Source organism: Streptomyces sp. MP131-18 (assembly GCF_001984575.1).
Classification (GTDB): Bacteria; Actinomycetota; Actinomycetes; order Streptomycetales; family Streptomycetaceae; genus Streptomyces; species Streptomyces johnsoniae.
On record NZ_LZNS01000001.1, the window covers coordinates 1516205 to 1541131 of the forward strand.

The window sequence follows — 24927 nt, forward strand, 5'->3', positions numbered from 1 at the left end:
GCTCAGTGCCGGCCGACGGGGAGCTGCGGCGCCGCCGCGTCCTGCTCGGCCGCGGAGGCCGGGACATGCCTGCTCAAGTCCTCACCCTCGATATCCACATTCGGCAGCACGCGGTTCAGGATACGGGGGAGCCACCAGGCCCGGTCGCCGAGCAGTGCCAGGACCGCGGGCACGACCGCCATCCGGACCACGAAGGCGTCGAAGGCGACGGCGGCGGCCAGGCCGACGCCCATCGTCTGGATGGTCGGGCTGCTCATCCCGATGAATCCGGCGAACACGCTGACCATGATGATCGCCGCCGCGGCCACCACACGTCCGCTGTGCCGGAACCCGTTGACGATGGCCTCGCCGGGGGACGCGCCATGGACGTAGGTCTCCCGCATCCGGGTGAGGAGGAAGACCTCGTAGTCCATGGCGAGGCCGAACACGATCCCGATGATGAGGATCGGCATCAGCGACATGACAGGACCGGTCTGCTCGATGCCGAGCAGGTCCGCCGCCCAGCCCCACTGGAAGACGGCGACGAGGACGCCGAAGGCGGCACCCACCGACAGCAGGAAGCCGAGCGCTGCCTTGACCGGGACGAGGACCGAGCGGAAGACCACCGTCAGCAGGAGTACCGCCAGGCCGATGACCACGGTCAGATAGGGGATGAGGGCGTCGGACATGGCTTCGGAGATGTCGATATTCATCGCGGTGGTGCCGGTCACCAGGACGTCGGCGCCCGTGCCGGTCTCGACGCCGGAGACCGCGTCCCGGATCGTGTGCACCAGGTCCTTGGTCTCGGCGCTGTTCGGCGCGGTCTGGGGGACGGCGGTGAGGACGGCCGTGTCCTCGGCCCGGCTGAGAACCGGATCGCCGACCGACGCGACCCCGTCCACGCCCCGTACGGTCTCGATGACCAGGTCCGTGGTGGCCCGGGCGTCCGCGGACTCCGACGTGTCCACGACCACGGTCAGAGGGCCGTTGAAGCCGGGGCCGAAGCCTTCGGACAGCAGGTCGTAGGCGCGGCGCTGGGTGGTCTCCACCGACTTGGCCTCGTCTCCTGGCAGCCCGAGTTCGAGGCTGAGCGCCGGCAGGGCGACGGCGCCGAGACCGAGTCCGGCGACCATCAGCACGGCCACCGGCCGGCGCAGCACGAACTGCGCCCAGCGGGTGCCGAGCCCGGGCCGGCCGGCCGCGGTGGGCAGCGCGTGCGGACGTTCGGCTCCCGGCCGGGTGGCCTTGCGGACACGGCGGGACAGGACCCGCCGGCCGAAGTAGCCGAACAGCGCGGGGACCAGGGTCAGTGCGACGAGTACGGCAAGGGCCACGGCGCCCGCGCCGCCCATGCCGATCTTGGTGAGTTCGGGGATTCCGACGACCCCGAGACCGACCAGGGCGATGAAGACGGTCGCGCCGGCGAAGACGACGGCGGAGCCGGCCGTGCCCACCGCCCGGCCGGCGGCCTCCTCCGGCTCACTGCCCCGGGCGCGCTCGTCGCGGAAGCGGGAGGTGATGAAGAGCGCGTAGTCGATGCCGACCGCGAGCCCCAGCATCAGCGCCAGGATGGCGACGGTGGATGTCAGGCCCAGCGGAACGGCCAGCGCGGAGACCAGGCCGAAGGCGATGGCCACGCCCACGAACGCGGTCAGCAGGGACAATCCGGCCGCGACCAGCGACCCGAGGGCGACGATCAGCACGACCGCGGCCACCGCCACACCGATGATCTCCGTCGTACCGCCCGGCTCCTCTTCCGCGTCCAGGGCCGAGCCGCCGATCTCCACGGTCAGCCCCGTGTCCCGGGCCTGGCCGGCGGCGTCCTCCAGCGCGCTCTTCGTCGACTCGGTCAGGTCGACGGTGTCCGCGGTGTAGGTGATCGTGGAGTACGCGATGGTGCCGTCCTCGCTGACAGCGCCGGTCTCATAGGGGTCGGTGGTCGACGCGACCTGATCGCCCCCGTCCAGCGAGCCGAGCGCGTCCTCGACGGCCGCCCTGTTCTCCCTGGCCGTCACCTGCTGCCCGTCCGGCGCCTGGAACACCAAACGGGCCTCGGCACCTTGGGAGTTGCTCTCGGGGAAGCGCTGGTCCAGCAGGTCGAACGCCTGCTGCGACTCGGTGCCGGGCATGGAGAGGTCCTCTTCCTCCCCGGCCGGCGCCACGGCGGCGGCGACGATGGCCAGCAGCAGACCGCCCAGCCACAGACGAAGCACGAGCCGCCGCCGCCGGAAGGACCACCGTCCGATCCGGTAAAGAAATGTCGCCATCTGCTGATCACTCCAGACGCCGCAAGGCAAGGGGAATGTGCGGGATTCGCACGCCTCCCACACTCCCCTCCGGCGCCCCGCCAGGCATCGTTCCCCGTCGCCGTCTTCGCCTGGTGCGGCAGGACCAGACACGCACGCGTCCTGGTGCCTGTGCACCACATTGATCCGGGCTGTGGACCGGCTGAAGGAACGGGTGATGACTCCTGGCGAGCGCGGGCCTACGGTTACGGCATGACGCGCAGCACTCACTCGGTGACGAATCAGGTTCCGCCCCTGGTGGGGTACGACGTCTTCCGCGCGGACGCGGCCCTGGCCGAGGCGTTCGCCCGGCACGTGGGGCCCGCGCACGCCGAGGAGGCGACCGCGGAGCTGAGCGCGCTCGGCGAGGCGGCGGGCTCGGCCGAGGCGCAGGAGTGGGGGGCGCAGGCGAACGCACATCCGCCGGCGCTGCGCACGCACGACCGCTACGGGCACCGGATCGACGAGGTGGACTTCCACCCGGCGTGGCACCGGCTGCTTGAGCGGGCCGTCGCGGCGGGGCTGACGGACGCGTGGTCGCGGCCGGACGGCCAGCTGCGCCGCGCCGCCGGGTTCCTGGTGTGGACGCAGGTGGAGGCCGGGCACGGCTGCCCGGTGTCGATGACGCACTCGGCGGTGCCCGCGCTGCGCGCCCAGCCCGAGCTCGCGGCGGTCTGGGAGCCGCTGCTCACCTCGCGGACGTACGAGCCCGGGCTGCGTCCCGCGGGCCGGAAGGCGGGCGTGCTCGCGGGCATGGGGATGACGGAGAAGCAGGGCGGCTCCGACGTGCGGGCCAACACCACGCGCGCCGAGCCGCTCGCCGAGCCCGGTGCCTACGCCCTCACCGGCCACAAGTGGTTCTGCTCCGCGCCGATGTCGGACGCGTTCCTCGTACTGGCCCGGGCGCCGGGCGGGCTGACGTGCTTCCTGCTGCCGCGGGTGCTGCCCGACGGCACGCGCAACGCCTTCCGTATCCAGCGGCTGAAGGACAAGCTGGGGAACCGTTCCAACGCCTCGGCCGAGGTCGAGTTCGACGGCGGCACCGTGGCGTGGCGGGTGGGCGAGGAGGGGCGCGGGGTGCCCACGATCATCGAGATGGTCGGCGCCACTCGCCTGGACTGCGTCGCGGGCTCGGCGGCGATCATGCGGCAGGCGGTGGCCCAGGCCGTCCACCACGCCGCCCACCGCGAGGCGTTCGGCGGGAAGCTGATCGACAAGCCCCTGATGGAAAACGTGCTCGCCGATCTGGCGATCGAGTCGGAGGCGGCGACCGCGCTCACGCTGCGGCTCGCCGCGGCGTGCGACGCCGCCGCCGCGGGCAGCGCGCAGGACCGGCACCTGCTGCGGCTCGCGGTCCCGGCCGCCAAGTACTGGGTGACCAAGCGCTGCACGCCCCTGGTCGCGGAGGCGCTCGAATGCCTGGGCGGCAACGGTTACGTGGAGGAGTCCGGCATGCCGCGGCTGCTGCGCGAGTCGCCGCTGAACTCGATCTGGGAGGGCTCGGGCAACGTGCAGGCGCTGGACGTGCTGCGGGCGCTCCAGCGGGAGCCCGGGGCGCTGAACGCGTTCCTCGCCGAGGTGGGCCGGGCGGCCGGTGCGGACCACCGTCTGGACGCGGCGATCAAGGCGCTGCTGACGGAGTTGTCGGACCTGGACGGCATCGAGGGGCGGGCGCGGCGCCTGGTGGAGCGGCTGGCCCTGGTGCTCCAGGGGGCGCTGCTGGTCCAGCACGCCCCGCCCGCGGTCGCGGACGCGTTCTGCGCCGCGCGTCTCGGCGGCGAGGGGGGCGCGGCGTTCGGAACGCTGCCGCGGGCGGCGGGCCTTGCCGCGGTCGTCGAGCGGGCCCGGCCGGTTAACGGCACGTAACCAAAGAGGTTTGCCGGGACAGGGGCCGGTAAGGCGCAGTCATGACAACCCGCGGGAGAGGTTCTCTACGAAGGGGAAGTCATGGTTGCAATAATTATCATTCTGGCCGCTGCCGCGGTCGCCGTGGTCGTGCTGCTCCTGGCTCTGCCGACCGTCGGTCCGGGCAACGGCAGCCTTCAGCGCCGCTTCGGGCCCGAATACGAGCGGGCGGTCACCCGGCACGACGGCGACGTGAAGGCGGCGAAGAAGGATCTGTCCGAGCGGGTGCGCCGGCACGGCCGCCTCAGGGTGCGGGCGCTGTCCGCCGGGGAGCGTGAGCAGTACGAGCTCAAGTGGGCGCACGTCCAGGAGCGTTTCGTGGATTCGCCGGTCTCGGCGGCGGCCGAGGCCGATCACCTGCTGACCCGGCTCGTCCACGACCGCGGGTTCCCCTCGGACGCCTACGACGACCAGGTGGCCGCGCTGTCCGTGCACCATCCGCGGCAGGTCGAGTCGTACCGGCGGCTGCACGCGCTGGCCGCGCGCGCCGATGCGGGGGGCACGGGCACCGAGGAGATGCGGGAGGCGCTCCTGCGCGGCCGGGACCTGTTCCGCGAACTGGTCGCGGCCGGGCCCCAGGACAGCGCCGAGCACCGGGCCGGCCCGCGGCGGATGAGGATACGGCGCCCCGGTCACCCGGAGCGGCAGGACGCGGCGACGAAGGGTGGTGCGTGATGGATGTGCACAAGGCGGGAACGGACGCGTACGGCGCCGGGGACACGTACCGCACCGGGGCCGACGCGGACGCGGAGCTCCAGGCCGAGGTGCCGGCGAACAGCCCGGCGCCGCTGATCCCGCAGCCGGAGGCCGACCGGCTCACGGCGGGGCTGCACCACGCGGTGGTCGGCTTCGTCGACAGCCCGGAACGTTCCCTCACGGAGGCGGACTTCCTGCTGGAGGAGACCGTGGCCCAGCTCACGGAGGCGTTGAGCACGCGGCGCAGGGACCTGCGCGGCGGGTGGCAGGAGGAGGGGATGGACACGGAGCGGCAGCGGGTGCTGCTCCTGGACTACCGCGAGCTGGTGGAACGCCTGCTCGGCGTCTGACCACACCGTCCCCCCACGAGGCGGCCCCGGGGCATCTGCCCCGGGGCCGCCGCCCGTGTTCCCTGCCGTTGTCCGGCCGCTGTCGCGCGCGGGCGACCGAGGGTGACGGAATCTTCACGCGTCTCGGATAACGGGACACCATTGTCCACATAATGGATATCAGTGGACTCGGGCGTCACCGCGTGCCACTCTGCGGTCATGTCACGAGCTGGAGTCACCTTGGTGAGTCGGCGCCATGTCGACCTCGGTCGGATGTCCAGCGCCATCTGTCCGGCCTGCTGAGAGCCGCAGCACCGAGCCGGTAATCCCCTCCCGGAGCGCGGGAGTTCCCCCCGCCACCCACCGTTCCACTCTGCCCTGACGCCCGCAGCGCCGCGGGTGGCCGCCGGGCGGAGTCGCCCTGCTGCCCGCAGAAGGATTGCGTGACGATGTCCGAGCCCGCCAGGAAGCCCGCTGCCCCGACCCGCCGCAAGGCCGGCCGCCACCGCGGTGAAGGCCAGTGGGCGGCCGGCCACTTCACTCCGCTCAACCCCAACGAGCAGGTCAAGAAGGACGACGACGGTCTCAACGTGCGGACACGCATCGAGACGATCTACTCCAAACGAGGCTTCGACTCCATCGACGGCCAGGACCTGCGCGGCCGGATGCGCTGGTGGGGCCTGTACACCCAGCGCAAGCCCGGCATCGACGGCGGCAAGACCGCCATCCTCGAACCGGAGGAGCTGGACGACGAGTACTTCATGCTGCGCGTCCGCATCGACGGCGGGCGGCTGACGACACAGCAGCTGCGCGTCATCGGTGAGATCTCCCAGGAGTTCGCGCGCGGCACGGCCGACGTGACCGACCGGCAGAACGTCCAGTACCACTGGATTCGCATCGAGGACGTGCCGGAGATCTGGCGGCGGCTCGAAGGCGTCGGCCTGTCGACCACCGAAGCCTGCGGCGACACCCCGCGCGTCATCGTGGGCTCCCCCGTCGCCGGCATCGCGGAGGACGAGATCATCGACGGCACGCCCGCCATCGAGGCGATCCACCGCCGGGTGATCGGCAACAAGGCGTACTCCAACCTGCCGCGCAAGTTCAAGACCGCCGTCTCCGGTTCGCCGCTGCTCGACGTGGCGCACGAGATCAACGACGTCGCGTTCGTCGGGGTGCGCCACCCCGAGTACGGGCCGGGCTTCGACGTCTGGGTGGGCGGCGGCCTGTCCACCAACCCCAAGATCGGCGTGCGGCTGGGGGCGTGGGTGCCGATCGAGGACGTCGCCGACGTCCACGAGGGCATCGTCGGCCTCTTCCGGGACCACGGCTACCGGCGGCTGCGCAACCGCGCCCGCATCAAGTACCTCGTCGCGGACTGGGGACCGGAGAAGTTCCGCCGGGTCCTGGAGGACGAGTACCTGCTGCGCCGCATGGCCGACGGCCCCGCGCCCGCGGCGCCGGTGCACCACTGGCGCGATCACGTGGGCGTGCACCGCCAGCGCGACGGCCGTTACTACGTCGGCTTCGCCCCGCGGGTGGGACGCGTCGACGGCGCCACGCTCGCCAAGATCGCGGACCTGGCCGAGGCGCACGGCTCGCGGCGCGTCCACACCACCGTCCAGCAGAAGTTGCTCATCCTCGACGTGGCCGAGGAGCAGGTCGCCCCGCTCACCGAGGGACTTGCCGCGCTCGACCTGACCGCCAGCCCCTCCGCGTTCCGGCGCGGCACCATGGCGTGCACCGGCATCGAGTTCTGCAAGCTCGCCATCGTGGAGACCAAGGGCCGCGGCGCCTGGCTGATCGACGAACTGGAGCGGCGCCTCCCCGGCTTCGACGAACCCCTCACCATCAACATCAACGGCTGCCCCAACTCCTGCGCCCGCATCCAGACTGCGGACATCGGTCTCAAGGGGCAGCTGGTCACCGACGCCGACGGCAACCAGGTGGAGGGCTACCAGGTCCACCTCGGCGGCGCCCTCGGCCTCGAACCCGGCTTCGGCCGCAAGGTCCGCGGACTGAAGGTCACCGCTGCCGGGCTCGCCGACTACGTCGAACGCGTGCTCCGCGCATTCCAGGAACAACGGGAGCCCGGCGAGCGCTTCGCCCAGTGGGCCGCGCGCGCCGACGAGGAGTCCCTGTCGTGAGCGAGAGGGCCGCCCCGTTCTACTGCCCCTACTGCGGCGACGAGGACCTGCGTCCGAGCGAGCAGGGGCACGGCACCTGGGAGTGCGCGGCCTGCAACCGCGCCTTCCGGCTGTCCTTCCTCGGCCTGCTGACCCGCGGGCTGACCGGGCGGCAGGACGGGGCCGGGGGCCGGGACGGGAACGGCGGCGACGGCCCCGGCGGGGAAGCCACCCGCCGGACGAGCTGAGGAAGGGACAAGATGACCGCGATCACCACCGGGCGTCCCCGGGCCGAGGAACTGCGCGCGCTCGCCGAACGCGCCGGCCGCGAACTCGAGGGAGCGCCCGCGCTCGACATCCTGGGCTGGGCTGCCGAAACGTTCGGCCCGCGGCTGTGCGTCACCTCGTCGATGGCGGACGCCGTCGTCGCGCACCTGGCCGCGCGCGCCCTGCCGGGCGTGGACGTGCTGTTCCTCGACACCGGCTACCACTTCCCCGAGACCATTGGCACCCGCGACGCCGTCGAAGCCGTTCTCGACGTCAACGTCATCACGCTCACCCCCCGCCGCACCGTCGCGGAGCAGGACGCCGAGTTCGGGCCGCGGCTGCACGAGCGGAACCCGGACCTGTGCTGCGCGATGCGCAAGGTCGAGGTTCTTGAGGCGGGCCTCGGCTCCTACGACGCGTGGGCCACGGGGCTGCGCCGCGACGAGTCGCCCACGCGGGCCGGCACCCCGGTCGTCGGGTGGGACGCCACACGCGAAAAGGTGAAGATTGCCCCGATAGCTCATTGGACGCAGGCTGATGTGGAAGCCTATGTGAGAGAGCACGGGGTGCTCACCAATCCGCTTCTCCAGGACGGCTACGCATCCATAGGGTGCGCCCCCTGCACGCGCCGCACGGCGGAGGGCGAGGACGCACGGGCCGGCCGGTGGGCCGGGATGGGCAAGACCGAGTGCGGGCTGCACGGCTGAGGCCGGGATGACGCCGACGACGAGGAACCACGAGATGAACGCGACAGGGCAGGGCGCCACCATCTGGCTCACCGGCCTGCCCAGCGCGGGCAAGACCACCATCGCCCTGGCGCTGGCCGCCCGGCTGGCGGACGAGGGCCACCGCGTCGAGGTGCTCGACGGCGACGAGATCCGCACCTTCCTCTCCGCGGGCCTCGGCTTCTCGCGCGAGGACCGGCACACCAACGTGCAGCGCATCGGATTCGTCGCCCAGTTGCTCGCCTCGCACGGAGTGAAGACGCTCGTGCCGGTGATCGCCCCGTACGCGGACAGCCGCGAGGCGGTGCGCAAGCGCCATCAGGCGGCCGGCACCGGCTACGTGGAGGTGCACGTCGCAACGCCCGTCGAGGTCTGCTCCGTACGCGACGTCAAGGGCCTGTACGCCAAGCAGGCCGCGGGCGAACTGTCCGGGCTGACCGGCGTGGACGACCCGTACGAGATCCCGGCCGACCCCGACCTGCGCATCGATGCCCACGAACAGACCGTCGAGGACTCTGCCGCCGCCCTGTACGCGCTGCTGCGCGACCGGCGGCTGCTGTGAGCTCAAGGGAGCACACCGTGACCGGCACACCGGCAGCGGGGGGCAGCAGCGAGCGAAAGGAAGAGAGGATGACCGTGACGGCACGGCGGCCCGGCGCCGCCACCACAAGCCCGTACGCCCTTCCCCACCTGGACGTGCTGGAGTCAGAGGCGGTGCACATCTTCCGCGAGGTCGCAGGGGAGTTCGAGCGGCCGGTGATCCTGTTCTCCGGCGGCAAGGACTCCATCGTGATGCTGCACCTGGCGCTGAAGGCGTTCGCGCCCGCGTCGCTGCCCTTCGCGCTGCTGCACGTGGACACCGGGCACAACTTCCCCGAGGTCATCGCCTACCGGGACCGCGTCGTCCGGCAGCACGCACTGCGCCTGCACGTCGCCTCCGTCCAGGAGTTCATCGACGACGGCAGACTCCGCGAACGGCCGGACGGTACCCGCAACCCGCTCCAGACCGTGCCGCTGCTCCACGCCATCGACAGCCGGCGCTTCGACGCCGTCTTCGGCGGCGGGCGGCGCGACGAGGAGAAGGCGCGGGCCAAAGAGCGGGTGTTCTCGCTGCGCGACGAGTTCGGCGGCTGGGACCCGCGGCGGCAGCGCCCTGAGTTGTGGCAGCTGTACAACGGGCGGCACGCGCCCGGCGAGCACGTCCGCGTCTTTCCCCTGTCCAACTGGACGGAGCTGGACGTCTGGCAGTACATCGCGCGGGAGAAGATCGAGATTCCGGAGATCTACTACGCCCACGAGCGCGAGGTCTTCCACCGCGACGGCATGTGGCTGGCCGCCGGCGAGTGGGGCGGACCGCGCGAGGGCGAACGGGTGGCGCGCCGCCTGGTGCGGTACCGCACGGTCGGCGACATGTCGTGCACCGGCGCGGTGGACTCCGACGCCGAGACCACCGAGCAGATCATCGCGGAGATCGCGGCCTCCCGGCTCACCGAGCGGGGCGCGACCAGAGCCGACGACAAGCTGTCCGAGGCCGCCATGGAGGACCGCAAGCGCGAGGGGTACTTCTGATGAGCGCCGACACGCACGCCGTCGAGGCGCTGTACACGACCGCGCTGCTGCGCTTCGCCACCGCCGGCTCCGTGGACGACGGGAAGTCCACCCTGGTCGGCCGGCTGCTGCACGACTCCAAGTCCGTGCTGACCGACCAGTTGGAGGCCGTCGAGCTGGCCTCGCGCAACCGCGGCCAGGAGGCCGTGGACCTGGCGCTGCTCACCGACGGGCTGCGGGCCGAGCGCGAGCAGGGCATCACGATCGACGTCGCCTACCGCTACTTCGCCACCGCGCGCCGCCGGTTCATCCTCGCCGACACCCCGGGGCACGTGCAGTACACGCGGAACATGGTGACCGGCGCCTCCACCGCGGAGCTGGCGATCATACTGGTCGACGCGCGCAACGGCGTGGTCGAGCAGACCCGCAGGCACGCCGCGGTCGCCGCGCTGCTGCGGGTCCCGCACGTCGTCCTCGCCGTCAACAAGATGGACCTGGCCCGGTACGACGAGCAGGTGTTCGCCCGGATCGCCGGGGAGTTCACCGCGTACGCCGCTTCGCTCGGCATCCCCGGGATCACCGCCATCCCCATCTCGGCGCTGGCCGGGGACAATGTGGTGACCCCCTCGGCCCGCATGGACTGGTACGGCGGCCCGACCGTGCTCGAACACCTGGAGACCGTGCAGGTCGGCCACGACCCGGCCGAGGACCCGGCGCGCTTCCCCGTGCAGTACGTGATCCGGCCGCAGACCCCCGAGCACCCCGACTTCCGCGGCTACGCGGGGCAGATCGCCTCGGGCGTGCTGCGCGTCGGCGAGCGCGTGACCGTGCAGCCCTCGGGCCGCACCAGCCGCATCGAACGGATCGACGCGCTGGGGCAGTCCGTGGAGACGGCCTGGGCACCGCAGTCGGTGACCGTGACGCTGACCGACGACCTGGACATCTCCCGCGGCGACCTGATCGCCCCGGCCGACGGTGCCGCCGCTCCCGTGCAGGACATCACCGCGACCGTGTGCCACCTGCACGACCGGCCGCTCCGGCCGGGCGCCCGCGTGCTGCTGAAGCACGCCACCCGCACGGTGAAGGCGATCGTCAAGGAGATCCCGTCCCGGCTGACGCTGGCCGACCTGTCCCAGCACCGCGATCCTGGCGAGCTGGTGGCCAACGACATCGGCCGCGTGCGCATCCGCACCGCGGAGCCGCTGGCGGTGGACCCGTACGCGGCATCCCGCGCCACCGGCTCGTTCCTGCTGATCGACCCGGCGGACGGCACGACGCTCACCGCCGGCATGGCGGGCGAAGCCTTCGCCGAGACCGCGGCGGCCGCGGCGGCCACGGCGGCCGAGGACCCCGCCGCGGAGTGGGACTTCTGACCATGATGGGAAACGTGTTCGCCACGTTCGCCAAGGAGGGCGGGCGCGTCGGCAGCGGTGCGCTGGGCAGCGGGCAGGGCGGTATGGGCCGATGTGCGGACTGACGCGCTCCCCCGGTTCCGCTCCCGCCCGCCTCATCCCCGGACCCCCGGGTTCCCGGAAGGAACACCCGCCATGACCAGCGTCCGTTTCCTGCCCGCAAGACGGCCGCGCAGACTGCTGTCCGCCGCCGCGGCCCTGCCTCTGCTCGTCGGTGGCCTCGCCGCCTGCGGCTACGGCTCCGAGGCCGAGGACGACGAGCCCGCCCCCTCCGGCGGCGCGGGCGCGGGCGAAGCCCTGTCGGCCGACGAGGTCAGCATCGGCTATTTCGCCAATATCACGCACGCCACCGCCGTGGTCGGCCTTCAGGACGACGGCCTGATCCGGCAGGAGCTGGGCGGCACCGAGGCGAGCACCCAGGTGTTCAACGCCGGCCCCTCCGCGATCGAGGCGCTCAACTCCGGCGACCTGGACGTCACGTTCATCGGTCCGAACCCGGCGATCAACGGCTGGGCGCAGTCCGGCGGCCAGAGCCTGCGCGTCGTGTCCGGCGCGGCCTCGGGCGGCGCCGCCCTCGTCGTCGACCCCGACGTCGTCCGGAGCGTCGACGACCTCGCGGGCGCGCGCATCGCGACCCCGCAGCTCGGCAACACCCAGGACGTGGCCCTGCTCAACTACCTGGCCGACGAGGGCTTCGAGGTCAACCCGCAGGACGGCACGGGCGATGTGGAGGTCTACCGCATCCCCAACTCCGAGATCCCCGCGGCGTTCGACGGCGGCGACATCGACGGTGCCTGGGTCCCCGAGCCCACCGCGGCCAATCTCGTCAGCCGCGGCGCCGAGACGCTGATCGACGAGGGCGAGCTGTGGGAGAACGGCCAGTACGTCGTCACCCACGTCATCGCCTCGCAGGACTTCCTGGCCGAGCACGAGGACGTGGTCGAGGCCATCGTGCGGGGCGTGGTGCGCACCAACGCCTGGATCAACGAGCACCCCGAGGACGCGAAGGCGCAGTTCAACGCGGAGCTGGCGGCGCTTCCCGGCGGCAGCGAGCTGCCCGCCGAGGTGCTCGACCCGGCGTTCGAGCACGTCGAGTTCCTGAACGACCCGCTGGCCGCCACGCTCCGGGCGGGCGCGGAGAACGCGACCGACGCCGGGCTGCTGGAGGACACGGACCTCACGGGCATCTACGACCTGTCCCTCCTCAACCGCGTACTGGCCGAGGAAGGGCTGCCGGAGGTCACCGACGATGCCGGTCTCGGCGTCGAGTGACGGCCCCCGCCCCACCCACCCCAGGAGGTGACCCGATGGCCCTCGCCCTCGACAAGCCCGGCAGCGACGGCGGCACCGAGACCGAGTTCGCCGTGCGCCTGGACCACGTATCCAAGTCCTTCGGCCGGCCGGGCAAGCAGCAGCTCGTCCTGGACGACATCAGTCTCGACGTCGCCCCCGGCGAGTTCGTCACCCTCATCGGCGCCTCCGGCTGCGGCAAGTCGACCCTGCTCAACCTGACCGCCGGGCTCGACGCGGCGTCCGCCGGGACCATCGCGGTCCCCGGCGGGCGCCCGGCGCTGATGTTCCAGGAGCACGCGCTCTTCCCGTGGCTGACCGCGGGCCGCAACATCGAGCTGGCGCTGCGGCTGCGCGGCGTTCCGAAGAACGAGCGCGGGCCCGAGGCCGAACGGCTGCTCACGCTGGTGCGGCTGACGGGCGCGTACGGCAAGCGCGTGCACGAGCTGTCCGGCGGCATGCGGCAGCGCGTCGCGCTGGCCAGGGCGCTCGCCCAGGACAGCAGGCTGCTGCTGATGGACGAGCCGTTCGCCGCGCTGGACGCGATCACGCGGGACGTGCTGCACGAGGAGCTGACCCGCATCTGGAACGAGACCGGGGTTTCCGTGCTGTTCGTCACGCACAACGTGCGGGAGGCGGTGCGGCTGGCCCAGCGCGTCATCCTGCTGTCCTCCCGGCCAGGACGCATCGTCCACGAGTGGCGGGTCGGCATCGACCAGCCGCGCCGCATCGAGGACGCCGAGGTCTCCGCGCTGTCCGTGGAGATCACCGAACGACTCCGGGAGGAGATCCGCCGCCATGGCCAGCAGTGAGACACAGCCGGGGCGGACCGGCACCGCCGACCTGGCCGGTCTCGAAGCGGGACTCGACGCGCTGGAGACCAAGGAGGCGGCCGAACGCCTGCCGGTCGGCCGGATCCTGGTGACGAAGGTCCTGCCGCCGATCGTCGCGATCGGCCTGGTGCTCGCGATCTGGCAGCTGGTGTACGTCGCCGAAGTCCAGCCGGACTACCTGCTGCCGAGCCCGCTCGACGTGGGCGACGAGTTCGCCGAGATGTGGCGGCAGGGCACGCTGTTCGAGTACATCTGGACCAGCGTCTCGCGCGGCATCCTCGGCTTCCTCATCGCCGTGACCGTCGGCACGCCGCTCGGCCTGGTCGTGGCCCGCGTGAAGCTGGTCAGGGCGGCCATCGGCCCGGTGCTGACCGGCCTCCAGTCGCTGCCCTCGATCGCGTGGGTGCCGGCGGCCATCATCTGGTTCGGCCTCACCAACGGCACCATCTACGCGGTGGTCCTGCTCGGCGCCGTGCCGTCCATCGCCAACGGCATCGTCTCGGGCGTCGACCAGATCCCGCCGCTGTACCTGCGGGCCGGGCGGATGCTCGGCGCCCGCGGGCTGACCAGCGTCCGGCACGTGCTGCTCCCCGCCGCGCTGCCCGGCTACCTGGCGGGGCTGAAGCAGGGCTGGGCATTCTCCTGGCGTTCGCTGATGGCGGCCGAGCTGATCGTGCAGTCGCCGAGTCTGGGCACCGGTCTCGGCCAGCTGATGGAGGGCTTCAGGACCATGCAGAACATGTCGGGCGTACTCGCCACGATCATTCTGATCCTGGTCGTCGGCGTCGCGATCGACCTGCTGTTCTTCTCCCCGCTCGAGCGCCGGGTGCTGCGCAGCCGCGGGCTCCTGGCCCGTGTCGCCTGAGGCCGTGGGCCGGACGCCCGCGGACCGCGGGCGCCCGGTGCTGCTCCTGGTCGCCCACGGCAGCCGCGACCCGCGGCACGCGGCGACCGTCGCCGCGCTGACCGCGCGGGTCCGCCGCCGCGCGCCGGGGCTGCGGGTGGAGACGGGCTTCCTCGACTTCACCGTGCCGGGCGTGGACCAGGTGCTCGCGCGGCTCCACGCGGACGGCGAACGGGACGTGGTCGCCGTTCCGCTGCTGCTCTCCCGCGCGTTCCACGCCAGGACCGACATCCCGGCCGTCCTCGCCGCGCAGGAGGCGCTGCTGCCGGGACTTGCCGTCCGGCAGGCCGATGTCCCCGGTCCTGACCCGCTGTTGCTCGGCGCGCTGGAACGGCGGCTGGCCGGGGTCCGGGCCGGTCTTTCGCCGGCCCAGTGGCGCGAGACCGGCGTCGTGCTCGCCTCGGCCGGCTCCTCCGACCCGGGCGCCCTGGCCGCGGTCGGCCGCCTCGCCCGGCACTGGCGGCTGGCGTCCGGCCGGCGCGCGGTGCGGACCGCGTTCGCCTCCGCGGCCACGCCAACGACGGCGGACGCCGTCCGCGCGCTGCGCGCGGACGGCGTCCGCCGGGTGGCCGTGGCGCCGTTCGTGATCGCGCCGGGGCGACTGCCCGACCGCATCCTGGCCGGAGCCCGCGCGGCCGGTGCCGACCTCGTCGCCCCGGTGCTCGGGGACGCGCCCGAACTGGCCGCGCTCGTGCTGCGCCGCTGGGCGGCGGCGGCCGGCGCGCCGCGCGCCGACCGCCTGCTCACCGGCTGATCAGGCGGCGGGCACGTACTTGTAGCCCACCCGGCGCACCGTCACGATCCGCTCGCGGTGGGCCGCGCCCAGCTTGCGGCGCAGCCGTGCCACGTGCACGTCGACCGTGCGCTGGTCCCCCACCGGGCCGTAGCCCCAGATGGTGGCCACCAGTTGCTCGCGGGTGTACACCCGGTGCGGGTGGCCCACCAGGTGGGCGAGCAGCTCGAATTCGAGGTAGGTCAGGCGCAGCGGCCGGCCGTCGACCGCCGCGGTGCGCTCCTCGGGGTCCACCGTGATGCCCGCTTCCGCGGGCGCGGGACGGGGTGCGGGTGCGGACGCGGACGCGGGTGCCGGTGCGGCGGCCAGCAGTTCGGTGAGCTGCGTCAGCTGGGTGCCGGCCGGGGCCAGGACCAGGTAGCCGACGAGCGGAACGGTGCCGTCCGTGCCGTCGGCGCCCTGAGGGACGAGTGTCACCGTCACGTCGGACAGGTCGGGGAGGTCGGGGAGAGCGGTGAGGTGCCGCATGGATCGGCTCCTATCTGTGGTTGCGGTTCAGGCCGCGGCGGCAGGGGTGTAATGCTCTGCGTCGTCGAGGTCCTGGCCGCGGAAGAAGACCGCCTTGTGGTCGACGCCGACGATTTCGGGGCCGATCCGTCCGCCGATCCTGCGCAGGTCGAAATCGGTGGTGGTCATGCTGCTGCCTTTCTGAGCCCTGAGCCCTGAGCGCTGAGCCCCTGAGTCTCTGAGCGCTGAGCCTGGAGGTGCATGGATGGGCAGCCGAATTCACCCCGCGGCACGGCACCACGCAGCACTGCGTGCGGACCCTGCACAAGGGAAAGACAAGAAGGAATCGCGGGAGCGGCGAAGTCGGCTGGCGCGGTCAGCGACCGGCGGCACAGATGGCGCTGGCCTGCCGTCGGAGGTCGACGTGCAGACGCACGACAAGAAAGTCAGCCTGGCTCACGGTAGGTGAGCATGCCAGTAGTGCACGCAACCGTCAAGGTATTTCCGCTGCCGGCTTGACCGTTGGACGAACACGCTGTCACTCTGACCCCGTGTCGGCCGGCAAGCGCTTCTTCTCCCGAGAGCACGTGGACCTCGTCCGCGTGGCCAGCGCGCTGTGTCGCCGCGGTCGTCCCTGACGGCCGCGCTCGCCCGGTGTCTGCCGCGGGCGCGGCGTTCTCCGCCGTTCCCGTTCGCCCCGACACCCTTCCGCGAGGTTCCTCATGTCCGCGCCGGCCCCTGCCGCCGTCCCCTCCGCACAACTCGCCCGCACTGTCCGCCGTTTCGCCGCCAGGACCGGTCTGTGGCGCCCGCTGGTGCGCTTCAGCGCCCCGGACCGCAGCTACCGGCGGCTTGAGCGGACGGACGCCTACGAGGTGTGGCTGCTCACCTGGCTGCCCGGCCAGGGCACCGAGATCCACGACCACGGCGGCTCCGCCGGCTCGTTCGGCGTCGTGGCCGGCACTCTCACGGAGCACGCCTTCCCCGCGCCCGCCGACGGCGGGCGGCGGCTCGGCACCGGGGACGTGCGCGCCTTCGGGCCCAGGTACGTCCACCAGGTGACGAACGCGGACGAGCGGCCCGCCGTGAGCATCCACGCCTACGCGCCCGTGCTGTCCACCCAGACCTACTACCGGCGGGAGGCGGACGGGCGGCTGGCCGCGGTCCGCACCGACGCCATCACGGATTGACCGGCCGGCAACAGGAACGGAGCGAGGCAGTGGGCGAAGCAGCAAACGAAGCAGGGACCTTGACGATCGGCGGCCACCTGGCCGCGGTGCGCGGCGCGCTGGACCGGCTCGGCCCGCGGCAGGCGCACGACGCCGTGCGGCACGGCGCCGTACTGGTCGACACCCGCCCGGAGTTCCAGCGCGCCGCGTCCGGCACGATCCCGGGCGCGCTGATCATCGAACGGAACCACCTGGAGTGGCGTTGCGACCCGGCCAGCGGCGCGTCGGTACCCGAGGCGGCCGACCGGGACGTGCGGTGGATCGTCTTCTGCGACGAGGGCTACGCGTCCTCGCTCGCGGCGGCTTCGCTGCGGGCCATCGGGCTGCACCGCGCGACGGACCTCGACGGCGGCTTCCAGAGCTGGCGCCACGCCGGCCTGCCGGTCACACCACCCGGTACGCCGTGACCGCGGCCCGCGCGGTCAGGCCGGGCCCAAGGGCCCGTCTTCAAAAGGGCAGTCCGGCTCGCAACGACTGGCATCCCTCCCCCGGACTTCTCCCCCGGACTTCTCCCCCAGACTTCGTCCGGGAGGTGCCCCCAGGGAGGTGCCCACAGGGAAGGGGTCCACAGGGAGGGGGGCCCGCGTACGAGGGCGATCCGGCGCCTTGCCAGAGGGCGCCATCCGCCGCTCACTGATCGGACGCCCCTTTGAAGACGGACGCTAGAACCCTGGCCTCGGTTTCCGGGTCAAGGCCGACCGGGGAGCGTTCCGGGCGGCCGGGAACGCCGTCCGGGAGACCGGTGAGCCAGGCCCAGGTGGCCTCGACGGTCTCGGTGACCGGCCGGCACCGCAGGCCCGCGGCCAGGGCCTTGCCGACATCGGAGCCGTGCAGCGCGTCGTGGGTCTCCCCCGGCGGCAGCCACACCGGCAGCTGCGTCCACGGGGCGATACCGGCGGCGAGCACGGTTTCCGGATCGGTCCAGCAGAGCCGCGCCGCGGAGCCGGTCACGCGGACGCAGGTGTCGAGGAGCCGGCCCATGGTGGTGTGGCCCGGTGGGCTGACCAGGTCGTAGGGGCCGCTCAGCCCGGCGTCCGCCGCGTCGAGGGCCCAGGCGGCGAGGTCGCGCCCGTCGACGTACTGGAGCGGCAGATCGCGCGGGCCGGGGGCGAGCACCCGGCCGCCGCGGGCGATGCGCGTCAGCCACCACGGCAGGCGGCCGACGTCCTCGTACGGGCCGAGGATGAGGCCGCAGCGGACGAGCAGGGTGCGGTCGGCGCCGAACTCCGCCGTGGCGGCCAGCTCGCCGCCGCGCTTGTCCGCCGCGTACTCGGTCGCCCCCGCGTCGGGCGAGGCGTCGACGACCGGCGCGTCCTCGGCCGCGCCCGCGGCCATGGGGAAGACGTACACGGAACGGCTGGAGATGTAGGTGTAGTGGCGGGCCCGCCCGGCGAGCAGCCGGGCGGCGTCCCGCACGGCCACGGGCGCGTCGCTCCAGGTGTCCAGGACGTAGTCCCACTCCCCCTCGGCCAGTGCCGCGAGCCCGCCGTCCGCCGTGCGGTCCCCGCGCAGCGCGCGGACGCCGGGCGGCGGGGCGGCGCGCCCCCGGTTGAGCACGGTGACGTGCCAGCCGCGTGCCAGCGCCTCCTCGGCGGCGGCGCGGCCGACGAATCCGGTTCCCCCGAGGATCAGCAGTGTCCGAGTGCTCATACGGCGAATGCTGCCCGGGGGAACGCGGCGCGGGGAAGGCGGGCCTGCCGTCAGCAGATTCGCCGAGAGCAGAATCTCCGGGGCAGCCGCACCGGGAACGCCGGTGCGCGCCGCAACCGGCGGCGCCCGGCCGTGCGTCCAGGCTGCCATGGGCGTGCGCGGGATGGATCTGAGGCCGCTGCGGATCGCCGCGTTCCGCCGGCTGTGGGCCTCGGGGGCCGTGACGGCGGTCGGGGCGAGCTGCACGGCCGTCGCCGTGCCCCTCCAGATCTACGACCTCACCGGCTCCTCCGCGTGGGTCGGCCTGTCCGCGGTGGCGGCCCTCGGCCCGCTGACCGCCGCCGCGCTGTGGGGCGGTGTGCTGGCCGACGCGGTGGACCGGCGCCGCCTGCTGCTGGTGACGAACGGCGGCATCGCGCTGGTGTGCGTGCTGCTGTGGGCCCAGGCCGCGGCCGGGCTCGGCTCGGTGGCGGTGCTGTTCGTGCTGCTCGGGCTGTTGCAGGGCTGCCTCGGCGCGAACATGGCGGCGCGCGGCGCGGTCGTGCCGCGGCTGGTGCCCGCCGAACTGCTGCCCGCGGCCAACGCGCTGGACGCGATGGTCCGGTGGGCGGGTCCTGTGGTGGGGCCGCTGCTCGCGGGCGCCCTGCTGCCGGTGACGGGCGTGGCGCCGCTGTACCTGCTGGACGCGGCGGCGCTGTGCGTGATGCTCAGGGCCGTGGCGCTGCTGCCGCCGCTGCCGCCCGCGGCGCTGCCCGGTGCGCGGGCGGACGGGGGGATCGCCGGGGGCCTGCGGTACCTGGCGGGGCAGCGGCTGCTGCTCGTGGTCCTGCTCGCCGACCTCGTGGCCATGGTGCTGGGCAATCCCGCCGCGCTGCTGCCGCAGCTATCGCAGGAGACGTTCGGCGATCCGGCGGGCGGCGGGATGGCGCTGGGGCTGCTCAGCGCCGCCCTGCCGCTCGGCGCGGTCCTCGCGGGGGCGTGCTCCGGCGCGTTCACCGGCCTGCGCAGGCACGGTCTGGTGATCACCGTGGCCGTGTGCGTCTGGGGCGGTGCGGTCGCGGCGTTCGGGCTCACGCACCGGCTGTGGCTCGCGCTGTGCTTCCTGGTGGTGGGCGGCGCGGCACTCATGCTGCTGAGCGTCTTCCGCACGACCGTGCTCCAGGCCGCGGTCACGGACGAGGTGCGGGGCCGTCTACAGGGGCCGGTGACGGTCGTGTCGGCGGGCGGGCCGTGGGTGGCCCACCTCGTGCACGGCCCGGCGGGCGCGGCGTTCGGCACGGCCTGGGCGATCAGCGGCGGCGGGCTGCTGACCGTCGCGGCCATGGCGACTCTGGCCGCGTGCTGCCCCGACCTGCTGCGCCACACGGCGGCCGCCCCGCCCGTGCGGTGAGCGGGCGGGCTTCAGGACACCGGGCGGGAGTTCTCCCAGGCGTACTCGAATTCCTCGCGGTAGGTCTCGTACAGGCTCAGCTCGCCGTCGGCGGCGGCGTCGTCGCGTTGCATTATCTCCCGCCCGGCGCGGCGCAGCACCAGGGCGGGGGTCTCCATACCGCGGCTGCGCCGAAGATATGACTGCACGACCGCAACCCCGTCGGGCTCGTCGGCGTCCACGAAGTAGGCGCTGAACCTGGGGGTGTCGTCGAAGACGTGGATGTCGAACGCCTGCGGATCGCGCACGCGCCCGCGGACGCGGCGCATGTGGAGAATATTCGTCTCCACCGAGCGGCCGAGCTCGCCGCGTTTGAGGCCGAGTTCGCGTTCGCGGCGGCGCATGGCGCCGCTCGCCGGGTTGAGGAACAGCAGCCGCATCCGGCAGCCGGACTCCGCCAGGCGCACCAGGCGCCGCCCCGGATAGTTCTGCACCAGCAGCCCGAGCCCTATGCCGACCGCGTCCAGGCGCCGTGCGCCGCCGAACAGTTCCTCGGCCGGCAGCTGCCGCTGGAGCCTGACGCGGTCGGGGTGGACGCCGGCCACATCCGTGAACCGGTCCCCCACCAGGTGCTCCACGGCGTCCGCGGGCAGCCGCCCCGCGGACGGCGGCGCCCCGGAGTCGAGCAGCCGCAGCAGCCGGGCGCAGCCCCGTTCCGCCTGCTCCAGCACGGCCCGGCTCATGCCGCGGTTGCGGTTGACGGCGCTGCGCGCCACCTCCAGCTCGTCGAGAGTCAGCTCGACCTCGCGCCTGTTGTCCAAATACGGCGCAAAGCACGGCCAGTGCTGCACCATGAGTTCACGCAGTTGCGGAAGGGTGAGGAAGGCGAGCACCGTGTCATCGGCAGGATCGATCAGATGCCCCTTGCGGCGGCTGACCTCGCGGAGGGCCGCGGCCCGCTGCACCCACTCCTGCCCGGTCGGCCCGGCGGCGGCGACTTCCCACTCCTCGCCGTGCACCGGCTCGTACACCGGACGCAGCACCGCGGCCACCACGGACCGCAGCCGCTGTTCCACCAGGTTCAGCCAGACATACGCACGGCCCGCCCGTTCCACGCGGGTGCGGACCTCCGACCAGTCCTGGGCGCTCCACTCCAGGTCGGCCCCGATTTCCACGGGGCGCGGCACCGGCACCGCCCCCGGCTGGGCCTCGGCGGTCTCACCCCCGTTTCCCGAGGGCAGCTCCAGCCCCGAAGAGCTCACCGCCTGCACCGCCTTCCGCCCCACTGATGGATCAAGGAAGCCTACTGCGGCACCCGCCGCACGTGCAGCACAGTCGGGAATCAACTGCGCTTGTCCGCACGGCCGTCGGGGCAGAGGGTTTCCATGACGCCAGCGCGCCACACGCCCACGTCTACCTACCGGCTCCAGCTGGAGCCGGATTTCCCGTTCGCGGCGGCGACCGAGATCGTGCCCTACGTGGCCGATCTGGGCATTTCCCACCTCCATTTGTCGCCCGTGCTGGAGGCCGTGCCCGGCTCGGGGCACGGCTACGACGTGACCGACCACACGCGGGTGCGGGGGGAGCTGGGCGGCGAGGAGGGCCTGCGGCGGCTGTCGGCGGCGGCGCGCGCGGAGGGCCTGGGGCTGATTGTCGACATCGTGCCCAACCACATGGCGGTGCCGGTGCGCGCGGAGCAGAACGGGCCGCTGTGGGAGGTGCTGCGGGACGGTCCCGGGGCGGCGCGCGCGGACTGGTTCGACATCGACTGGGCGGCCGGTGGCGGCCGGGTGCTGCTGCCCGTGCTCGGCGGGCCGCTCGGCGAGGAGCTGGACCGGCTCTCCGTGGCGGACGGCGTGCTGCGGTACGCCGACCGCACGTTCCCGCTGCGGCCCGGCACCGAGGAACTGCCGCTGCCCGAGCTGCTCGACTCCCAGCATTACCGCCTCGCGTGGTGGCGGCTGGGCAGAACCGAAGTGAACTACCGCCGCTTCTTCGCCATTTCCGAGCTGATCGGGGTACGCGTGGAGGACCCGGAGGTCTTCGAGGCGACGCACGCGGTCGTGCTGCGGCTGCTGGACGAGGGAGTCCTGGACGGGCTGCGCGTCGACCACCCGGACGGCCTGGCCGATCCCGGCGGCTACCTGGGGCGGCTGCACCGGCGCAGCGGCGGCGCCTGGATCGTGGCGGAGAAGATCCTCGGGCCCGGCGAGCAGTTGCCGGCGAGCTGGCCCATCGCGGGCACCACCGGGTACGACGCGCTGCGGCACATCGACGCGATGTTCACCGACCCGGAAGGCTGCGCCGAACTCACCGAGCACTACCGCGCGTTCACCGGTGCCCCGCCGGATCTGGGCGGCGAGTGGACGCCGACGACGCGGCGGGCCGCGTACAAGATGATCAGTCACGAGCTGGCGGCCGAGAGCGAACGGCTGACGCGCACCGCGGTGGCGCTGTGCGCGCGGGTCCCCGAGCTGCGGCTGCGGGACCACGCGCCGTGGGCGCTGCGCTCCGCGCTGACGGAGTTGCTGGTGCGGCTGCCGGTGTACCGGCCGTACGTGACGGCGGACGCGCCGCCCTCGCCGGTCGACGAGGCGATGCTGGTGACGGCGGCGGACGGGGCACGGGCGATGTTCCCCGTCTCGGCCGAGGCGGCGGCGGTGGACACGGTCAGGGAGCTGGCGCTGGGGCGGTTCGGGGAGGGCGAGGGCCTGACGGACTTCCGGGTGCGCTTCGCGCAGGTCTCCTCCGCGCTGCGGGCCAAGGCGGTGGAGGACACCGCCTGTTACCGGTACGCCCCGCTGCTCTCCGCCGCCGAGGTCGGCGGCGACCCGGGGCAGCCCGCGCTGCCGCCGGACGCGTTCCACTCGTTCTGCGCGCGGCTGCAACGGGACTGGCCGCTGACCGGAACCGTCCTGTCGACGCACGACACCAAGCGCAGCGGCGATGTCAGAGCCACCGTCAGCGCGTTGAGCGAACATCCGCGCGGATGGTCGGAACTCGTCACCAGGCTGACCGAGTCGACCGCGAGGGCCGGAGTGCGGGCCCCGGACCCGCACGTGGCGTGGGCCACCTGGCAGACCGCGTTCGCCCTGGGCTTCCCCGATCGGGAACGGCTGCTCGCCGCGATGCTGAAGACGGTCAGGGAGACCGGGCTGCACACGAGCTGGACCGAACAGGAGACGGCGTACGAGGCGGCGGTCGAACGGTTCGTGCTCGCGGGTCCGTGCGGGCCCCCGCTGTATCCGCTCACCGAGTTCGCGCGCGAGCTGGCACCGCAGATCCGGGCCAACATCCTGGGCTCCGCGCTGCTGCATCTGACGATGCCGGGGGTGCCCGACGTCTACCGCGGCAGCGAACGGCACTACCTGGCGCTGGTCGACCCGGACAACCGCCGGCTCCCGCAGCTGCCGATCGCGCAGCTGGCGGCGCTCGGCGACGCGTCGACGACCGGCTACGACCTGGCCACGGAGAAGCTGCGGCTGACCGCCACGGCCCTGCGGCTGCGGCGTGACAACCCGGAGTGGTTCGGCGAACTGGCCGACTACCAGCCGCTGTCCGCCGAAGGCGCGGCGGCCGGGCACTGCCTGGCGTTCATGCGCAGCGGCCGGGCGATCACGGCGGTCACCCGGCTCTCCCGGCGCCTCGACCACACGGGCGGCTGGGAGGACACCCGGCTGCCGCTGCCGCCGGGAACGTGGCGGGAGCTGCTGAGCGGCCGGACGGTGCACGGGCGGGCACGGCTCTCCCAACTCCTGGCACCGGAACCGGTGGCGCTGCTGGTGCGGGAGGACTGAGCCCGGCACGCCGGAGCACGCGCCCGCGGATGACGATGCGGGTAGGGTCCCGCGAATGATGGTGGGTTCGGCAACGACTCGGCTGATCGTCCTCCGCGGCAACTCCGCCGCGGGGAAGTCCGCGGTCGCCGCCGAGGTGCGCGCACGGTACGGACGAGGCATCGCCCTGGTCGGCCAGGACAATCTCCGCCGTGTCGTGCTCCGCGAGAGGGACACACCCGAGGGCGCGAACATCGGTCTCATCGACACCGTCGCCCGCTACGCGCTTGATCACCACTACCACGTCGTGGTCGAAGGCATCCTGTACGCGGCGCACTACGGGTCGATGCTCGAAGCACTGCGACGGGACCACCGGGGGCGGACGCACCACTTCTACCTCGATGTGTCGTTCGACGAGACACTCCGCCGCCACACCACGAAACCGCAGGCAGCGGAGTACGGCGAGGCGGAGATGCGGGACTGGTACCGGCCGCTCGACCTGTTGCCCGGTGGCGTGGAAACGGTGGTCGCCGAGTCGAGTGCCCTGGCGGACACCGTGGACCGGGTGCTGCGGGAGGCCGGACTAGGCCGTGTCGACCTAGCCCCGCCCACCGATGCGGCCCCGGGTTCCCGTCGCTCTCCCCAGGAGAGCGGCAGCTCCGCGTGACACTCGGGCACGCACCGGGGCCGCGGCGGCCCGCTCCCCGCGTTCGCGCGGCATCCTGACGCCGGCCGAGGTGGCCGCGCTGCTTTCCGGTCACGGCACGGGCAGGCGGGCGGACCCTCCCCCCGGCTCGCCCCGGAGAGACCGGTCTGCCACGAGGCGGACACGTCCGCTGCCGGACGCGGAGGAGCGTGGCCGTGACCGACGCCCCGTCATGGGCGGGCCATGGCCGCGAGCTTCACGCGTTCACCTCATGTGCGCACATCTTCCGCGCTTTCCCTTTACAGCGGCGTTCCCCACCGCTACGGTCACGGCACCTGGGAGCGCTCCCACCCAGATCACGGCGAAAGGGACGCAACGCAATGAGAGAACGGCCAACCCCCCGCCCGCGCCTGAGAAGACCGGCTCTGCTGACCCTCCTCGCCGCGCTGCCCGCGCTCTGCCTGGTGATGTTCACCGGTGGCACCGCATCCGCGCACGGCGCACCGATGGACCCCGGGAGCCGCACGTACCTGTGCTGGAAGTACAGCGTCAACCAGAGCGGCGCGATCGATCCGAGCAACCCCGCCTGCCGGGCCGCGCTCCAGGAGAGCGGGGCGAACGCCTTCTACAACTGGTTCGCCGTGCTCCAGTCCAACGGCGGCGGCCGGACCGAAGGATTCATCCCCGACGGACAGCTGTGCAGCGGCGGCGCCACGGTCTA

26 protein-coding genes are annotated in these 24927 nt (G+C 73.0%); 20 read left to right on the top strand and 6 right to left on the bottom strand.

Features of this window, described 5'->3' with window-relative positions; all coding sequences use genetic code 11:
• Nucleotides 1-2: 2 nt before the first annotated feature.
• The gene (locus STBA_RS06620) at nucleotides 3-2246 is read right to left on the bottom strand and encodes an MMPL family transporter (protein WP_077058346.1); all 2244 of its coding nucleotides are present in this window, start codon (nucleotides 2244-2246) and stop codon (nucleotides 3-5) included.
• Nucleotides 2247-2477: 231 nt separating this feature from the next.
• Between STBA_RS06620 and STBA_RS06625 the strand changes: the two genes are divergently transcribed.
• The 14 genes from STBA_RS06625 (at nucleotide 2478) to STBA_RS06685 (ending at nucleotide 15050) form a co-directional block, all read left to right on the top strand.
• Nucleotides 2478-4130, top strand: a complete 1653-nt coding sequence (locus STBA_RS06625; RefSeq protein WP_077058347.1) for an acyl-CoA dehydrogenase family protein — start codon at nucleotides 2478-2480, stop codon at nucleotides 4128-4130.
• A gap of 81 nt (nucleotides 4131-4211) precedes the next feature.
• Nucleotides 4212-4844 carry a hypothetical protein gene (locus tag STBA_RS06630; RefSeq protein ID WP_143659444.1) on the top strand — a complete coding sequence of 211 codons (633 nt, stop codon included), beginning with the start codon at nucleotides 4212-4214 and terminating at the stop codon, nucleotides 4842-4844.
• Nucleotides 4844-5215 carry a hypothetical protein gene (locus STBA_RS06635; protein WP_079251763.1) on the top strand — a complete coding sequence of 124 codons (372 nt, stop codon included), beginning with the start codon at nucleotides 4844-4846 and terminating at the stop codon, nucleotides 5213-5215. The genes STBA_RS06630 and STBA_RS06635 overlap by 1 nt, the downstream gene beginning before the upstream one ends.
• A 198-nt stretch (nucleotides 5216-5413) precedes the next feature.
• On the top strand, nucleotides 5414-5497 hold the full coding sequence (locus STBA_RS39440; RefSeq protein ID WP_366510921.1) for a putative leader peptide: 84 nt from the start codon (nucleotides 5414-5416) through the stop codon (nucleotides 5495-5497).
• A gap of 146 nt (nucleotides 5498-5643) precedes the next feature.
• Nucleotides 5644-7338, top strand: coding sequence for a nitrite/sulfite reductase (locus tag STBA_RS06640; protein ID WP_077058349.1), 1695 nt, complete (start codon nucleotides 5644-5646; stop codon nucleotides 7336-7338).
• Nucleotides 7335-7565, top strand: a complete 231-nt coding sequence (locus STBA_RS06645) for a hypothetical protein (protein ID WP_077058350.1) — start codon at nucleotides 7335-7337, stop codon at nucleotides 7563-7565. The genes STBA_RS06640 and STBA_RS06645 overlap by 4 nt, the downstream gene beginning before the upstream one ends.
• Nucleotides 7566-7577: 12 nt before the next feature.
• Entirely contained in the window at nucleotides 7578-8291 is a 714-nt protein-coding gene (locus STBA_RS06650) for a phosphoadenylyl-sulfate reductase (RefSeq protein WP_077058351.1), read from the top strand.
• 34 nt (nucleotides 8292-8325) lie between these two features.
• Entirely contained in the window at nucleotides 8326-8871 is a 546-nt protein-coding gene (gene cysC / locus STBA_RS06655; RefSeq protein WP_077058352.1) for an adenylyl-sulfate kinase, read from the top strand.
• 68 nt (nucleotides 8872-8939) lie between these two features.
• A complete protein-coding gene (gene cysD, locus STBA_RS06660; RefSeq protein WP_077058353.1) occupies nucleotides 8940-9878 on the top strand; it encodes a sulfate adenylyltransferase subunit CysD in 939 nt (312 codons plus the stop codon).
• Nucleotides 9878-11230 carry a GTP-binding protein gene (locus tag STBA_RS06665; RefSeq protein WP_077058354.1) on the top strand — a complete coding sequence of 451 codons (1353 nt, stop codon included), beginning with the start codon at nucleotides 9878-9880 and terminating at the stop codon, nucleotides 11228-11230. The genes cysD and STBA_RS06665 overlap by 1 nt, the downstream gene beginning before the upstream one ends.
• A 174-nt stretch (nucleotides 11231-11404) precedes the next feature.
• Nucleotides 11405-12541: an ABC transporter substrate-binding protein gene (locus tag STBA_RS06670; RefSeq protein ID WP_079251764.1), complete on the top strand. Its 1137-nt coding sequence runs from the start codon at nucleotides 11405-11407 to the stop codon at nucleotides 12539-12541.
• Between the two features lie 35 nt (nucleotides 12542-12576).
• Complete coding sequence (locus tag STBA_RS06675) at nucleotides 12577-13371, top strand: ABC transporter ATP-binding protein (RefSeq protein WP_077058355.1); 795 nt, start codon at nucleotides 12577-12579, stop codon at nucleotides 13369-13371.
• Complete coding sequence (locus STBA_RS06680; RefSeq protein WP_077058356.1) at nucleotides 13358-14257, top strand: ABC transporter permease; 900 nt, start codon at nucleotides 13358-13360, stop codon at nucleotides 14255-14257. The genes STBA_RS06675 and STBA_RS06680 overlap by 14 nt, the downstream gene beginning before the upstream one ends.
• A 4-nt stretch (nucleotides 14258-14261) precedes the next feature.
• Nucleotides 14262-15050: a sirohydrochlorin chelatase gene (locus STBA_RS06685; RefSeq protein ID WP_077058357.1), complete on the top strand. Its 789-nt coding sequence runs from the start codon at nucleotides 14262-14264 to the stop codon at nucleotides 15048-15050.
• Here STBA_RS06685 and STBA_RS06690 read toward each other — a convergent pair whose 3' ends face one another.
• The 3 genes from STBA_RS06690 to STBA_RS39445 all read right to left on the bottom strand — a co-directional run bounded on the left by STBA_RS06690 (nucleotide 15051) and on the right by STBA_RS39445 (nucleotide 15996).
• Entirely contained in the window at nucleotides 15051-15557 is a 507-nt protein-coding gene (locus STBA_RS06690; protein WP_077058358.1) for a winged helix-turn-helix domain-containing protein, read from the bottom strand.
• Nucleotides 15558-15584: 27 nt separating this feature from the next.
• Nucleotides 15585-15725, bottom strand: coding sequence for a hypothetical protein (locus STBA_RS36305; protein WP_253194571.1), 141 nt, complete (start codon nucleotides 15723-15725; stop codon nucleotides 15585-15587).
• A 187-nt stretch (nucleotides 15726-15912) separates the two neighbouring features.
• Nucleotides 15913-15996 carry a putative leader peptide gene (locus tag STBA_RS39445; protein ID WP_107484989.1) on the bottom strand — a complete coding sequence of 28 codons (84 nt, stop codon included), beginning with the start codon at nucleotides 15994-15996 and terminating at the stop codon, nucleotides 15913-15915.
• Nucleotides 15997-16258: 262 nt separating this feature from the next.
• Here STBA_RS39445 and STBA_RS06695 point away from each other — a divergent pair, with 262 nt between their 5' ends.
• Complete coding sequence (locus tag STBA_RS06695) at nucleotides 16259-16726, top strand: cysteine dioxygenase family protein (RefSeq protein ID WP_077058359.1); 468 nt, start codon at nucleotides 16259-16261, stop codon at nucleotides 16724-16726.
• Between the two features lie 59 nt (nucleotides 16727-16785).
• On the top strand, nucleotides 16786-17172 hold the full coding sequence (locus STBA_RS06700; protein WP_171987863.1) for a rhodanese-like domain-containing protein: 387 nt from the start codon (nucleotides 16786-16788) through the stop codon (nucleotides 17170-17172).
• Nucleotides 17173-17395: 223 nt separating this feature from the next.
• Here STBA_RS06700 and STBA_RS06705 read toward each other — a convergent pair whose 3' ends face one another.
• Complete coding sequence (locus STBA_RS06705; protein WP_077058361.1) at nucleotides 17396-18415, bottom strand: NAD-dependent epimerase/dehydratase family protein; 1020 nt, start codon at nucleotides 18413-18415, stop codon at nucleotides 17396-17398.
• 163 nt (nucleotides 18416-18578) lie between these two features.
• Between STBA_RS06705 and STBA_RS06710 the strand changes: the two genes are divergently transcribed.
• Entirely contained in the window at nucleotides 18579-19805 is a 1227-nt protein-coding gene (locus tag STBA_RS06710) for an MFS transporter (protein ID WP_216355914.1), read from the top strand.
• 11 nt (nucleotides 19806-19816) lie between these two features.
• Here STBA_RS06710 and STBA_RS06715 read toward each other — a convergent pair whose 3' ends face one another.
• Complete coding sequence (locus tag STBA_RS06715) at nucleotides 19817-21046, bottom strand: SAV2148 family HEPN domain-containing protein (RefSeq protein WP_077063150.1); 1230 nt, start codon at nucleotides 21044-21046, stop codon at nucleotides 19817-19819.
• A gap of 123 nt (nucleotides 21047-21169) precedes the next feature.
• On the opposite strand from STBA_RS06715, the gene treY reads away from it, so the two are divergent.
• The 3 genes from treY to STBA_RS38695 form a co-directional block, all read left to right on the top strand.
• Nucleotides 21170-23581, top strand: a complete 2412-nt coding sequence (gene treY / locus STBA_RS06720; protein ID WP_077058362.1) for a malto-oligosyltrehalose synthase — start codon at nucleotides 21170-21172, stop codon at nucleotides 23579-23581.
• A 58-nt stretch (nucleotides 23582-23639) separates the two neighbouring features.
• On the top strand, nucleotides 23640-24227 hold the full coding sequence (locus STBA_RS06725) for a kinase (RefSeq protein ID WP_077063151.1): 588 nt from the start codon (nucleotides 23640-23642) through the stop codon (nucleotides 24225-24227).
• Nucleotides 24228-24586: 359 nt separating this feature from the next.
• The coding region (locus STBA_RS38695) for a lytic polysaccharide monooxygenase (protein WP_253194573.1) at nucleotides 24587-24927 on the top strand (341 nt) is incomplete at its 3' end.